Annotated in this window: 11 protein-coding genes and 1 pseudogene; 2 read left to right on the top strand and 10 right to left on the bottom strand. The window is 57.9% G+C overall.

Annotated features, from left to right (window positions below; translation table 11 throughout):
- Positions 1-12: 12 nt before the first annotated feature.
- The 7 genes and pseudogenes from ACR0K5_RS18240 to ACR0K5_RS18210 form a co-directional block, all read right to left on the bottom strand.
- Positions 13-1104, bottom strand: a pseudogene (locus tag ACR0K5_RS18240) (FAD-dependent oxidoreductase); the annotation flags it as partial.
- Positions 1105-1109: 5 nt separating this feature from the next.
- Positions 1110-1496, bottom strand: coding sequence for a Na+/H+ antiporter subunit G (locus ACR0K5_RS18235; protein ID WP_480631066.1), 387 nt, complete (start codon positions 1494-1496; stop codon positions 1110-1112).
- A 7-nt stretch (positions 1497-1503) separates the two neighbouring features.
- Positions 1504-1773 carry a K+/H+ antiporter subunit F gene (locus tag ACR0K5_RS18230; RefSeq protein WP_480631065.1) on the bottom strand — a complete coding sequence of 90 codons (270 nt, stop codon included), beginning with the start codon at positions 1771-1773 and terminating at the stop codon, positions 1504-1506.
- The gene (locus ACR0K5_RS18225) at positions 1770-2267 is read right to left on the bottom strand and encodes a Na+/H+ antiporter subunit E (protein ID WP_480631064.1); all 498 of its coding nucleotides are present in this window, start codon (positions 2265-2267) and stop codon (positions 1770-1772) included. Before ACR0K5_RS18225 ends, ACR0K5_RS18230 begins: the two co-directional genes overlap by 4 nt.
- On the bottom strand, positions 2267-3811 hold the full coding sequence (locus tag ACR0K5_RS18220; protein ID WP_480631063.1) for a monovalent cation/H+ antiporter subunit D: 1545 nt from the start codon (positions 3809-3811) through the stop codon (positions 2267-2269). The genes ACR0K5_RS18225 and ACR0K5_RS18220 overlap by 1 nt, the downstream gene beginning before the upstream one ends.
- Positions 3808-4167, bottom strand: coding sequence for a Na+/H+ antiporter subunit C (locus ACR0K5_RS18215; protein WP_480572934.1), 360 nt, complete (start codon positions 4165-4167; stop codon positions 3808-3810). The genes ACR0K5_RS18220 and ACR0K5_RS18215 overlap by 4 nt, the downstream gene beginning before the upstream one ends.
- A complete protein-coding gene (locus ACR0K5_RS18210; protein WP_480631062.1) occupies positions 4167-7037 on the bottom strand; it encodes a monovalent cation/H+ antiporter subunit A in 2871 nt (956 codons plus the stop codon). Before ACR0K5_RS18210 ends, ACR0K5_RS18215 begins: the two co-directional genes overlap by 1 nt.
- A gap of 223 nt (positions 7038-7260) precedes the next feature.
- Between ACR0K5_RS18210 and ACR0K5_RS18205 the strand changes: the two genes are divergently transcribed.
- Entirely contained in the window at positions 7261-7734 is a 474-nt protein-coding gene (locus tag ACR0K5_RS18205; protein ID WP_480631061.1) for a rhodanese-like domain-containing protein, read from the top strand.
- Positions 7731-8555, top strand: coding sequence for a CE1 family esterase (locus tag ACR0K5_RS18200; RefSeq protein ID WP_480631060.1), 825 nt, complete (start codon positions 7731-7733; stop codon positions 8553-8555). The genes ACR0K5_RS18205 and ACR0K5_RS18200 overlap by 4 nt, the downstream gene beginning before the upstream one ends.
- Here the strand turns inward: ACR0K5_RS18200 and mdoH are convergent, their stop codons facing one another.
- Genes mdoH through ACR0K5_RS18185 form a run of 3 tightly spaced genes read right to left on the bottom strand, consistent with a single transcriptional unit; the run spans position 8556 to position 13137 of the window.
- On the bottom strand, positions 8556-10427 hold the full coding sequence (gene mdoH / locus ACR0K5_RS18195; RefSeq protein WP_480631059.1) for a glucans biosynthesis glucosyltransferase MdoH: 1872 nt from the start codon (positions 10425-10427) through the stop codon (positions 8556-8558).
- Positions 10424-11923 (bottom strand): OpgD/OpgG family glucan biosynthesis protein, encoded by a 1500-nt coding sequence (locus tag ACR0K5_RS18190; protein WP_480631106.1) that lies wholly within the window; start codon positions 11921-11923, stop codon positions 10424-10426. Before ACR0K5_RS18190 ends, mdoH begins: the two co-directional genes overlap by 4 nt.
- A complete protein-coding gene (locus ACR0K5_RS18185; protein WP_480631058.1) occupies positions 11920-13137 on the bottom strand; it encodes an OpgC family protein in 1218 nt (405 codons plus the stop codon). Before ACR0K5_RS18185 ends, ACR0K5_RS18190 begins: the two co-directional genes overlap by 4 nt.
- Between the last annotated feature and the right edge of the window lie 20 nt (positions 13138-13157).

The raw sequence follows: 13157 nt of genomic DNA, 5'->3' as shown, positions 1-13157 counted from the left end.
GAATCGGTTCATGAAGGTCTGGTCAATGTGGTTTTTCCAGGTCCACATCAATGGTCCGCTGAACGAGGTCCCGAAACGCTCACCCAGCGCTGATTTGCCGCCCAGCGAAATCAGTTTGAGGTAATCTTTCTGCGGGATGTACTTGCGCATCCGTCCAGCCCCCAGAGCTGCGCGAAGATTGTCGAACAGAACGGGTGCTTCACGCACTGCATAGACACCCGCCTTGGGTCTGGGATTGTCCGTCAGATGGGCGCAATCTCCTGCGGCGAACACCGAGGGATCACTGGATTGCAGGAAACTATTTACCCGGATGAACCCGTCCTGAAGGTCCAACCCGGTGTTTTCGATCCAGTCATACGGGCGCGCTCCGGCTGCGCCGGTCACAAAACCGGCCGGTATCATGCGCCCGTCCAACAGTTCGACATGATCCAGATCGATCCGGGCGATCTCGGCGTTTTCGATCACATCAATACCTAGATCCTGCATCGCGCGCCTAATCGTATCAGCTGCTTTGGGCTTAGTGGCCGTCAGGGCAGACGCATTGTCGATCAGTGTAACCTGCGCTGCCCGACCCCTGACCTTGAGCGCGCGTGCCATCGCCATGACCAACTCGACCCCGGCGACGCCGCCGCCAATCACAACGGCGGCGGTAGGGCCGCTGTTCTCCAGATAAGCGGCCCACTGTGCCGCGAATGGGCCCAATGGTTTGGCAGGGACTGCATGTTCCGCAAAGCCGGGCATTGCGGGCATGTCCGACGTGATCCCAACATTGACCGATGCCACATCGAAACCTACTGATGGGTGCCCGGGAACATGCACTTCCTGACGATTGGTATCGATTCCGTCGACCGAACCCAGAATGACCCGCGCGCCCGCAAAACGCGCCAGTTTAACAAGGTCGATGTCCAGTTCCCACCGGTCATAATGCCCGGCGACATATCCTGGTAGCATTCCGGAATAGGGGGCCGTTGCGCCGGGGTTGATCACGGTTACCCGTGCCCCGGGCAAAGGGTTCATCCCCCATTTGCGCAGCAGCAGCGCGTGGGTGTGACCTCCGCCGACAAGAACCAGATCGCGGGTCAAGGGCAGTGGAGGAGTGTGCATTGGTTTTAATTCGCGCTGTGATCCGGGACGTCTTCGACCTGTTCGACTGCGTGGGTGGCCCAAAGCTCATCCTTGCCGGCATCTGGCAGATCTTCCGGCTTTTCATGGCGATGAATGTGCCATTTGGCAATGAACAGAGCTGTGATCGGAGCGGTCAGAAACAAGAAAAGCGTGATCAGAAGCTCATGCAATGACAGCTTTCCTTCCAGCAGGACGGAATGCGCGATTGAGGCCAGCAGGACGCCACCCACCCCCAGCGTCGTTGCCTTGGTCGGCGCGTGCAGACGGGACATCGGGTCTTTCAGCTTGATCATGCCGAAAGACCCGACAAAGCCGAAGATGCCCGAGACAATCAGGAAAAAGGCAATCAGCAATTCCACGATAAATGTCATGACGCCCTCATTCGATAATGTTGCCGCGCAACATGAAACGCGCATAGGCCACAGTTGAGACAAAACCCAGCATGGCGATGATCATGGCGGCTTCGAAGAAGATCTCGGTGCCCTGGTCCAGACCATAGAGGATCATCAGCGCGATGGTGTTGATCACCATCGTGTCCAGCGCCAGAACGCGGGTGCCAACGCCATCCGCAGTGATAATCCGCCACAAACACAGCATGATCGCAGCGCCGAAACAGGCGAAGGCGAAGTAGATGGCATATTCGATCATTCGAAAATCTCCTTCAGGCGGCGTTCATAGCGCTGCTTGATCTGGTCGCGCACCTCGTCCGGGTTTGGTGCGTCAAGGCAATGTACCAGCAGGTTATGCCCCTGTGCCGACAGATCGCAGCTGACAGTACCGGGCGTCATGGTAATCGTGCCGGCCAGAACCGTGATCGCCTCAGGGGTGCGTAACTCCAGTGGAACGCAGATCCAGTTTGGCTCGCGGTCATCATTGCGTTTGAACAGGATGATCCGGGCCACCGTCACGTTCGCGACAATGATATCCCAGAGCACTACAAGCATGTACTCGACAATCATCGGCCAGTTGCGCAGTTTGGGGCGGTCAGGCCAATAGGGCTGGGTGACGAAGGGAATGATGATCCCAAGGATCAACCCAAAGACCAGAGAATTCAACGAAGGTTTGTTCGCCAGTAGAATCCAGACAATTGTCAGCAAAACGGTCAGGTGAGGGTGTGGGAAAATCCGACGTAGCAGTTTCATCACTCTTCCCTTCCCAATACGGCAGAGATGTAGTTTTCAGGTGTAAACAACTGCTCTGCGGTTTTGCTTGTGTACTCCAGCGCCGGACCTGCAAACAATGTAAGCAGGATCAGTCCTGCCACGGCCCCGAACACTGCCGTAAAGGCAAGACCGGGTTGCGGTTCGGGGGCTGTGGGCGCAGACGTCTCTTCGCCTTCGATGGTTTCTTCGGTTGTGACTGTTTTGGCGTCATAGCTTTTCCAGAAGATCAGCGTCCCGGCGCGGGCCAGGCCGACGATGGTGACGAAGGACCCGATCAGAATCACGGCCCAGACTGCGGTGGCATCAGGTGCATCGCGCGAAGCGTCCAAAACCAACAGCTTGCCAACAAAGCCGGATAACGGGGGCATTCCCGCCATCGCGATAGCACCGACAAAAAACAACGAGGCGATCAACCCACTTTGCGGCATAGGCGGCTTTGGTGTGATGGCTCCTCCCTGCCGTTCCATAACCAGATCAGCAACAAGGAACAGCAACGCAGTCGCAAGTGTCGAATGGAATACGTAGTACAGGGCAGCAGCCGTCGCGTCGGGCGTGAATTGAGCAATCGCGATCAGCAAAGTGCCCATGGACGCTATGGCGCAGAAAGCAACCATGCGGGCGATGTGCTGAGATCCCAGAATGCCTATGGCTCCGACCGCAAGTGTCACCAGCGCAGCAGGTTGCAGCCAATCGCCAACCAGACCCTGTGTCGCCTCTACGTCTGGACCGAAAGCCAGCGTGTACATCCGCAGGATCGAATACGCCCCGACTTTGGTCATGATTGCGAACAGGGCCGCAACGGGCAGAGGTGCATTGGCATAGCTGGCAGGAAGCCAGAAATGCAGCGGCAGAACGGCGGCTTTGATACAGAAGACCAGCAGCAACAGTACGGCGCCAACCCGCAGCAGTGCGGTGTCTTCGGCTGGAATTTCCGCAACGCGAACAGCGATATCTGCCATGTTCAGCGTACCGGTCACACCATAGATCGTACCCAGGGCAAACAGGAACAGGGTCGAGCCCAGCAGGTTGTAGGCCACATATTGCACACCCGCTTTCAGTCGCACTGAGCCGCCGCCATGGGTCATCAGGCCGTAAGAGGCGATCAGCAGAACTTCGAAGAACACGAAAAGGTTAAACGCGTCGCCAGTCAGAAAGGCCCCGCATACACCCATAAGCTGGAAATGGAACAGCGCATGGAAGTGTTTGCCCCGGTCATCCCAGCCCGAGGCTATTGCATAAAGTACAATCGGTAAGGCCAGCAGCGCGGTCAGCAGTACCATCATGGCCGACATACGGTCCAACACCATGACAATGCCAAAAGGGGCGGGCCAGTCACCAAGCTCGTAAACCTGAATGTCCCCGCCCGAGGCCTGAGCGGTGATCGTCAGCGCTATCCCAAGCAAAGCCACAACACCGGCGACCGAGAAGATGCGCTGCAGGTCCAAATGGTATCGCAGGACCATGATGATGAATGGGGCCAGGATCGCGGGCAGGACGATCGGCGCAACGATCCAATGGTTCATGCGTCTTCTCCCGGTGCGTCAACACTGTCCTGGGCAGTCATGTCGATATGGTCATCCTTGGCGGACAGGTATGCGCTGAGCGAGATCATCACGATCACGGCGGTCATCCCGAAGGAGATCACGATGGCGGTTAGTACAAGCGCCTGTGGCAGCGGATCGGTATAGGGCACTTCCTTGTACTTGTTCAACACTGCTGGCGCGTTCAAAGCCAGCCGTCCGGTCGCGAACAGGAATACGTTCACCGCGTAAGTGATCAGGGACAGGCCCAGAATGACCGGGAAAGTACGGCGGCGCAGGATCAGGAAGATCCCGGCAGCGGTCATGATGCCAACGGCAGAGGCTACGAGCGCTTCCATCAGGCCTGCTCCTTCTCTTGTTCTTCTTCCAGAAGGTCATCCCGTAGTGGGTTGATATCCATCGGGTATTCCTGTGCCATGCCAGGCTGCCAGGCAAAGCGCGACAGGCTGTCCAGTGCCAGCATGACAGCCCCCAGAACCGCCAGGAAAACGCCTGTATCAAACAGCATGGCGGTGGCCCATTCAAATTCCTCCAGCGGCGGCCAATGAAGATAGCCGAAATCGCTGGTCAGGAAGGGACGCTCGTTAAACCATGCGCCCAGCCCAGTTGCCGCAGCGATCAGTACGCCCCAGCCGATGGTACCGTGATAATAGAATCTCTGCCGCTCGATGGCCCAGGTATATCCGCTGGCCATGTACTGCATCAGATAAGCGATAGCGACAATCAGTCCGGCGATAAAGCCACCACCGGGCTGGTTGTGCCCGCGGAAGAAGATGTATGCCCCGACCATCAGTGCGATCGGCATCATTACGCGGGTGACCACAACCATCATCAAGGGGTGAGAGTCACCCGATTGTGGCCAATGCGGTTTGCGGTTCAGCAGATAACTGCGGACGTTGGTGCTCAGCACGGATTCCGTCAGCGCAAAGATGATCAGAGCGGCGATGCCCAGAACGATGATCTCGCCAAAAGTATCAAAGCCCCGGAAGTCGACAAGGATCACGTTGACCACATTGGTGCCGCCGCCGCCTTTATAGGAATTGGCCAGATGGAAGTCTGAAATCGTCGGGAAGGCAAAATCGCGCATCATCATCGCATAGATCAGCGCGCCGGTGCCAAGGCCCGCGACGACAGAAATCGCCGCATCCCGCCAGCGTCGGGCAGCCGAACTGTCCCAGGGCGTTTCGGTCGGCAGAAAGTTCAGCGACAGCAGCAACAGGATCATCGTCACGACCTCGACCGAGATCTGTGTCAGCGCAAGGTCAGGGGCCGAGAGATAGTTGAAGGCAACCGAAACGATCAGGCCCACGACGCCGATCAATACCAGCGACAACAGGCGGTTACGGTGGAACCACATAATGCCCAGCGTCGCACCCACCAGACAGATCCAGCCGATAATCGGAATGATCTGCGCAGGCAGCGGTACGCGTGTTTCAATACCGATGGTTCCAGTGGAATAGGCGTAATAACCAAGGCCAACAGTAAAGGCGACAAAGATGATCGCATAGCGGCTGAGAACGCCGTTGTGCATCTCATCCGTGATCCAACGGCTCAACCTTGTCAGCGCGTCTATGATGGCCTCAAAGATCTGCTTGGCTTCGGGGCGGGGCAGGGCGTTCCAGATCTGCTCACCCCGTTTGTGCAGCGCCAGCAGGAACAGACCGCCCAGCGTGGCCACGGCCGACATATAAAGCGCGGGTGTGAAGCCATGCCAGAGTTTCAGTGAGTAGTAGGGCAGTTTTTCGCCACCGATCACCGCGCTAGAGACCACTGCGACCAGTGGGCCGACAATGGCCGCGGAATAAAGGCCGATCAGGATCACAAGTACGACCAGAAACGCGGGTGCGATCCACAAACCAACGGGCGGATCATGCGGATGGCCCGGGTAATCGTCCCGCTGTGGGCCAAGGAACACATGGCTGACGAAACGGAAAGAATAGGCGGCGGAGAACAGCGCCGCCAGCAGGGCCAACCCTGGAACCAGGTAATGCGAGTGCAGCCAAGTGGTGTGGACGGTTTCCTCAAGCATCATCTCTTTCGACAGGAACCCGTTCAGTGGCGGCAGACCGGCCATGGACAGGGCAGCAATCGTTCCGATGGTAAAGGTGATCGGCATCAGATGACGCAAACCGCCCAGTCTTTTGATATCACGCGTGCCCGTCTCGTGATCCACGATCCCGGCGGTCATGAACAACGCGGCTTTGAACGTCGCATGGTTTATGATGTGGAATACGGCCGCAACCGCGGCGATTTTGGTGCCAAAACCCAGCAGCATGGTGATCAGGCCCAGATGCGACACAGTCGAAAAAGCCAGCAGCGCCTTGAGATCATCCTTGAACAACGCGATTGACGCGCCGATCAGCATAGTGACCAGTCCAGTTGTGGCTACGATGTAGAACCAGGCGTCTGTACCTGCCAGAACAGGCCACATACGAGCCATCAGGAACAAGCCGGCTTTCACCATGGTTGCCGAGTGCAGATAGGCCGAAACAGGAGTTGGCGCCGCCATGGCGTGCGGCAGCCAGAAGTGGAATGGAAACTGTGCCGACTTGGTGAAACAGCCCAGCAGGATCAGGATCAGCGCAGGCATGTAGTAGGGCGAGGCCTGTATCAGTTCCTTGTTCTGCAAAATGACGCTGAGGTCATACGATCCCACGATATTGCCCACGATCAGCATCCCGGCAATCATTGCCAATCCACCAGAACCGGTTACAGCCAGCGCCATGCGCGCACCTTGACGGCCTTCAGGCAAGTGTTTCCAATAGCCGATCAACAGAAACGAGCTGAGCGATGTAAGTTCCCAGAAAATAAGCAGAAGCAGGATGTTATCCGACAGAACAATCCCAACCATCGCGCCCTGAAACAGCAAAAGATAGGTATAGAATTGCCCCATCGGATCTTCGCGTGACAGATAGAACCTGGCGTAAAGGATGATCAGCAGTCCGATGGCCAGGATCAGCAACGCGAACAAAAATCCCAGCCCGTCCAGCATGAAATTCGCGTTCAGGCCCAGCCCGGGTATCCAGTCGAACCGCGCTGTCACGACGTCTCCGCGCATGACCGAGGGGATGTGGATCAGCAGGCCCATCAAAGCCAGAAAAGTGGTCAACCCGGCCGCTGATGCGGCTGCGTTTCGGCCTGCGCGGATCAGCAGGGCGGGGAATACAGCGCCAAGGAAAGGAAGGGCCGCGATAAGGAATAGGGACAAGTGCGATACTCCGGTCTGGGCGGTCAAGGTGAAGTCAATTTTGTAAGGATATTTTCTCGACTGTCCAGATATTGTAACTTTTTTACAGAGTTCTAATGGGTCTTTGAGGAAATCGGCAAGGGTGCGAAGAAATGACGCGATCTTGATCTGTGTATGGTGTTTCTACGCGCCTGTTTGAACCCATTTGTGTTAAAACCACCGTCAGCGAACAGGAGGCTCAAATGTGGCCGAGCAAGTGAACCGAACCCGCAGGTGGGTGTTGATCGGCGGCTGTACCGCCATTGCTGCCGGGTTGGCGATCAGGGAATACCGCCTGATCCCCGAAGACCACGGCGGTGGCCGGATCAGCGTAGCCGTCGCACATGAACAGGCAGTAGACGGGCGTATTCTGCTGGTCGATATCCGCACGCCGCGCGAATGGCGGGCATCCGGAATTGGCGAGGGCGCTGTGCCGCTGGATATGCGGCGCGAAGATTTCGTCAATGCACTGACGGAATTGACCAGCGGCAATCAAGCAACCCCAGTGGCGTTGATCTGCGCGCGCGGAGTGCGTTCCGCACGCCTGAGCAACCGCCTGATCGAGGCGGGATTCACCAATATCATCGACGTGCCCGAGGGTATGCTAGGCTCGGCTGCAGGGCCGGGATGGGTTCGGGCCGGATTGCCGGTTCGCAAATTTGATGAGGATGCAGGATGATCCGAGAACTCAGCTTGGCAGCAACCGTTGCAATTACCGGGCAGGCCGCATCGGCAGGCTGTGCTGGTCAGCAGGATGTCTGCGAGACGCAGATGGGTACGTATCACATCGAACTGCCCGATACGAACAATGCGCCGACGATGGTGTTCTTGCATGGGTACGGCGGCAGCGGATCGGGTACGATGCGCAATCGCCGTTTGGTCGAACCGTTATTGGAACGCGGTTACGCGGTGATGGCCCCTGAAGGACTTGAGCGGCCCGACCGGGGTGGCACCAAAAGCTGGAATTTCTATCCAGGCTTTGGTGAGAGGGACGAAACTGCCTTTCTGACCGAAGTAGTGCAAGACGCGGCCGAGAGGTTTGGTATCGACGCTGACCGTGTCATGTTGGGCGGGTTTTCTGCTGGTGCCTTTATGGTCAACTATCTGGCTTGCGAGGCACCTGACACGTTTTCGGCCTATGTTCCGGTGTCCGGCGGGTTCTGGCGTCCGCATCCGGAATCGTGCGAAGGCCCGATCCGTATGTTTCACACTCATGGCTGGACCGACAATGTTGTTCCGCTGGAGGGACGCTTGCTGGGCGGCGGCCGGTTTCAGCAGGGCGATATCTATGCGGGCCTCGAAATCTGGCGCAAGGCGAATGGCTGTGTTGATCACAAACCGGCTGGGTTCAGCACAACAGGTGATTTCATGCGTCGCCGCTGGACCACCTGTGCCGAAGGCAGCGCACTGGAATTTGCGCTTTTCCCCGGGGGCCACACGGTCCCCGCTGGCTGGGTGGACATGATTGTCGATTGGTACGAAGGGCTTCCCGGCAGCTGATTATTCTGCCGGGGTCATGTTGCCTTTGCCTTCGACCAACCGTTTCAACTCGTCACGATAGCGGCGGGCTGATCGGGTGATCGCGGGTTCGCTGAAATCTTCTCGCATTCCAACCATTCTGCGCGCGGCTCCTGCCGATACACCACTGAGCGCAGATAGCGGGATTGCCAGCGCGAGGCTGATGGCAATCGGGGCCAGCCAGACCGAAACCAGACCCGACAGGATACCGACACTCAGCGCCATGCCACTGACGGTTTCAAGCGCATGGCACAGGACCAGCGTGCGCAGCCCATAGGTGCCGCCATCGCGCGCCTGAGGCGACCAACCGCGCTGAATACCGAAGGCGGTACGGAACACAGCGATCATCTGCTGCACCATCAGGATCGGAGCGTACAGGATCGACAGCAGAACCTCGGCCAGGAACGAGGTCAGGAATTTGCGCCCACCGCCGAAATCTCCATACCGCACACCGCTCAGGGGCAAGGCCAGAACGCCCAGTACTTTGGGGGCCAGAAGCATTGCGTACATGACCAGAATAATCAGCACATGCCGTGTTTCGGACATTTCGGGCCATTGCGGATAGAATGGATTGTCCGGGCTGAAATAGTGCAGGACCGAGGCGTCTTCGCCCTGACCGATCAGCGCCCACATCAACAGCAGGGCAAACCAAAGCGGCGACATCAGATATCCGACCGCGCCGTGGAACATGTGAAAACGCGAGACAGCCCGGAAACCGGATGAGCCCAGCAGTTTCAGGTGCTGCAGATTGCCCTGACACCAACGCCGATCACGCATGGCATGGTCGATCAGGGTGGGTGGTGTTTCTTCATAAGACCCGCGAATGCGTGGCAGGAAGCGCACTGCCCAACCGGCTCGGCGCAACAGACCGGCCTCGACGAAATCGTGACTCATGATCAGTTTGTCCTGACCATTGATCGAGCGCAGCTTGGGAAGCCCCGCACTGGTGGCGAAGGCTTTGGTGCGGATGATTGCGTTGTGGCCCCAATAATTACCCTCTTGCCCGCACCAGCGGGCCAGCCCTTCGGCAAAGGCGATGCCGTAGACGCCATTGGCAAATTGCTGCATCCGGGCAAAGACTGATTGAGCACCAATCAGTTGCGGGTAGCTTTGGATCAGACCAGCCCCGGGATCACGGGCCAGCGCATCGGTCAGGCGATAGATTGCGCGCCCGGTCATCAGGCTGTCTGCATCCAGCACCAGCATCGCATCCCAATCTGCACCCCAGCGGCTGACCCAGTCGGCAATGTTGCCCACTTTGCGATCGGTGTTCTGTTCGCGGCGGCGATAGTACAGCTCTAGTCCCGGGGCCAAGGTGGTACGTAAGGCTTCAACGCTGGCCTGTTCCTGAGCGGCAATTTCTGGGTCGCGCGTGTCCGATAGAATGAACATGGCATAATGGTGCTGCCCGCCGCGCGTCTGCAAATCTTCCAGCATGGTGCGTGCGTTGCCAAGCACGTTCCATGGCACCTCGTTATACACAGGGGTCAACAGGGCCACCCGAAGTGGTTGCGATTTGTGCTCCCGCTTGGGCGGTTCCTGTCGAGACAGCGACACCATGCCAAGCAGCACCGTGCAGACTGTGAACGAGATCCAGAAGAAGTTGAAGGATATCAGTGCAAGCAGGATGCCTTCGATCAGATTGATCCCCTCGGCACTGAACCAGTCACTCATGATCCACAGCAATCCCAGGGTTGCCGCCATCGCCGGAGAAAACGCCAGCGCGCGCCAGAACCCGGCCGAAGACATGCGCGCGCGCGATGGCGCATCCGCGTCCCGGAACCGCGCGCCAAAGTTCTGCGCGGGCATCGCCAGAGGGGCCTTGGGCGGCATGATATGCAGATCGCGGTTCATGTGGTCCAGCGGTATAGCCAGACCTCTGAGGCAGGCTGTTTGTCTTTCAACAATTGCGCGCGCAGTTCCACATGGGTACGCTCGCCTGGTTCGAACGAGAAGGCCAGCCGCAAGCCACCGGTATCAGGATTGCGCTGAAGGACACCGTCCGAAGTTTCCGCATGCGGCGAATCCACAAAGATCGAAATTGCGTCGAGTTCTTCGAACAGCTCGCTGTCTTCGAAATCGATGACGGCCAGACGACCTTCGCCAAAAGTGTTTTCGCCCATCGCGGTGTTAATCACACGCGGCATCGGCGTGCGCTGGGGTTCTTCCCCCCAGATCAGGCGATAGGACAGATCAACCTGACTGCCTGCTGCATATGGTTCAGCTGGTCGCCAATAGGCGACGATATTGTCATAGATTTCCTGATCCGCCGGTATCTCAACCAGCGTCACAGTGCCTTTGCCCCAATCCTCATTCGGTTCAACCCAAAGACCGGGGCGCTTGTGATAATTCGCCTCGAGATCGGCATAGTCCGAGAATTCTCGTTTGCGCTGCAACAGCCCGAAACCACGCGGGTTTGTGTCAACGAAGGACGAAATTTGCAGGCGGGTTGGGTTGGCCAGCGGCCGCCACAGAACCTCGCCCGCGCCATTGCGGATCAGCAGCCCATCGCTGTCGTGTACAGCAGGGCGGAAATCGTCGAACCGGCTGTGGTTGGTCTGATCGAACAGGAACATCGAGGTTCCGGGTGCTATGCCCACATGAGGTAGTTCTTCGCGCGGAAACAGCGTTGCCTCGACATCCATGATGCAATCCGCGCCTGCAGTGACATTGAAGCGATAGGCACCGGTCACACTGGGGCTGTCCATCAATGCATGCACGACCATATTGCGCTGACCCGGTTCGGGACGTTCCAGCCAGAAACGGATGAATTCGGGGAACTCCTCGCCATCCGGATCGCCAGTCTTCAGGGCCAGTCCACGCGCTGACAGGCCATAAACTTCGTGCAGGCCGATGGCGCGGAAATAGCTGGCCCCCTGCCAGACGCAGAACTCATCGGTCTTGCCGGGGCGGTGCATCTCTGTGCGCAGGCGCAGACCAGAAAAGCCCAACGTGTCATCGATGGGCAATTGGGGAACGTCTTCGGACTTGTCGAACATCCCTAGGTCAAAGGCGACGGGCGTGGTCATGCCATTCTCAACCGTTTCCACCTGGACGGTTCTTGGGAAATATAGACCCGGCGTGAAGAAATCGACGTTGAACGGCGTCTCGGTCTCGTACCACAGCGCGCGGTCCAACCGGAACCGGATCGAGCGGTATTGCTGATAAGTCAGATCCTGCCATTCCTGAGGCACCATCTCGCGCTCCGCATAGGGACGGCTGGCCAGCTCGCGGGCCATCTCGATCACATAATCGCGATCAAAAGGCACCTCACCGCCGGTCGCATAGGCGGACGGGGCAAAGGCCAAGGCGGTCGTCGAGGCGAGGAATGCGCGACGGGTAAAGTTCATTTCTTCGACTTCCAGGGTTGTGACTTGAACCACGCGGCCAGATAGGCCACGCCGATGATCATCGCAAAGCCAACCATGTTGGCGACGAAAACACTGGCAACATCCCGCCCAGTCTGATCCAGCGCTACGCCGATCAACCGGGCTGCGGCCATGGAAAATACAAAGACAGCAAGGGACTGCTGACCGACCTTGGTAATCACGGTCAGCAGGACCTGCCAGATACGGGCCCCTAAGCTGTGACCAGTGGCGATCAGGCGGTGACCATGTTCACCCGCCGCGACCCAACCCAGATAGGCCAGAGACAGGAAGTGGACGTAACGCAGCAGACCAAATTCGGTTTTGCCGCGTAGTTCCTCGGTCAAAGGCCAACCCGGGCGGATTATTGCACCAAGCTCGGGTACGGCGTTGTTGATCCAGGTAAAGACTTTCCACGACCCGAACGGAGCGGACAGGATCAGAAATAAAGCGGCGGCCCAGATCAGTGTTTTTGATATCGGTGGCGCCGGAATCCAGCCACGCATGAAGGCGAAGCCGGTGAAGAACAGCAATTGCCAACCAAACGGGTTGAAGAACCACTGACGTTCGGACCAGGGTTCGGCCGGAAGGGCCAGCGCGCCAGTCTGGGCGATGCACCAGATGGCCACGCAAACTGTGGCCATCAGCCAGAAACTGACACGGTAGAGTGCCATGTAAAGCGGCATCAGTGCCAGAACCACCAGATACATCGGCAGAATGTCGAAGTAGTTCGGCACATAGGTCAGCGTGAAAATCCCGACCATCTGCGGCGCGGGATCATTGAAGAAATGCTGCAAGTTCAGTGACGAGACATAGGATTTCTCGAACGCGCCGGTCTGATCCAGCGCCGCCATGGTCATGGCAACAAAGAAGAACAGTGCAATATGCGCCCAATAGACCTGCCAGATACGGTACGCCACACGAGCGGTTCCCATCCACCAACCTTTGCGCAGGAACGCCCCGCCAAAGGCGATGGCCGAGGCCATGCCGGAACAGAACACAAAGATCTCGGTCGCGTCGGAATAGCCGAACCGTGCCGGAATCCACTTGGCCCAGGGATCGTTGGGAATATGGGCAATCAGGATGATGAACATCGCAATGCCGCGATAAAAGTCCAGCCGCGGGTCGCGCGTGCTGGCAGGGGCTGCGGCCGGGGCCGCAGCGGGTACAAAATCAGAAGCGGGCGATATGGTCGCCATACGTTCTCTGTCCTTCTTGG

This window comes from Ruegeria sp. AB9 (assembly GCF_056542585.1).
Note: the sequence above shows the minus strand (reverse complement) of the source record. Positions and strands in the feature narration are given on the sequence as shown.

Excerpts from the sequence above, each read along its gene's own strand:
- ACR0K5_RS18235 (WP_480631066.1), bottom strand. The coding sequence starts at position 1,496 with ATGACATTTATCGTGGAATTGCTGATTGCCTTTTTCCTGATTGTCTCG.
- ACR0K5_RS18230 (WP_480631065.1), bottom strand. The coding sequence starts at position 1,773 with ATGATCGAATATGCCATCTACTTCGCCTTCGCCTGTTTCGGCGCTGCG.
- ACR0K5_RS18225 (WP_480631064.1), bottom strand. The coding sequence starts at position 2,267 with ATGAAACTGCTACGTCGGATTTTCCCACACCCTCACCTGACCGTTTTG.
- ACR0K5_RS18220 (WP_480631063.1), bottom strand. The coding sequence starts at position 3,811 with ATGAACCATTGGATCGTTGCGCCGATCGTCCTGCCCGCGATCCTGGCC.
- ACR0K5_RS18215 (WP_480572934.1), bottom strand. The coding sequence starts at position 4,167 with ATGGAAGCGCTCGTAGCCTCTGCCGTTGGCATCATGACCGCTGCCGGG.
- ACR0K5_RS18200 (WP_480631060.1), top strand. The coding sequence starts at position 7,731 with ATGATCCGAGAACTCAGCTTGGCAGCAACCGTTGCAATTACCGGGCAG.
- mdoH (WP_480631059.1), bottom strand. The coding sequence starts at position 10,427 with ATGAACCGCGATCTGCATATCATGCCGCCCAAGGCCCCTCTGGCGATG.
- ACR0K5_RS18190 (WP_480631106.1), bottom strand. The coding sequence starts at position 11,923 with ATGAACTTTACCCGTCGCGCATTCCTCGCCTCGACGACCGCCTTGGCC.
- ACR0K5_RS18185 (WP_480631058.1), bottom strand. The coding sequence starts at position 13,137 with ATGGCGACCATATCGCCCGCTTCTGATTTTGTACCCGCTGCGGCCCCG.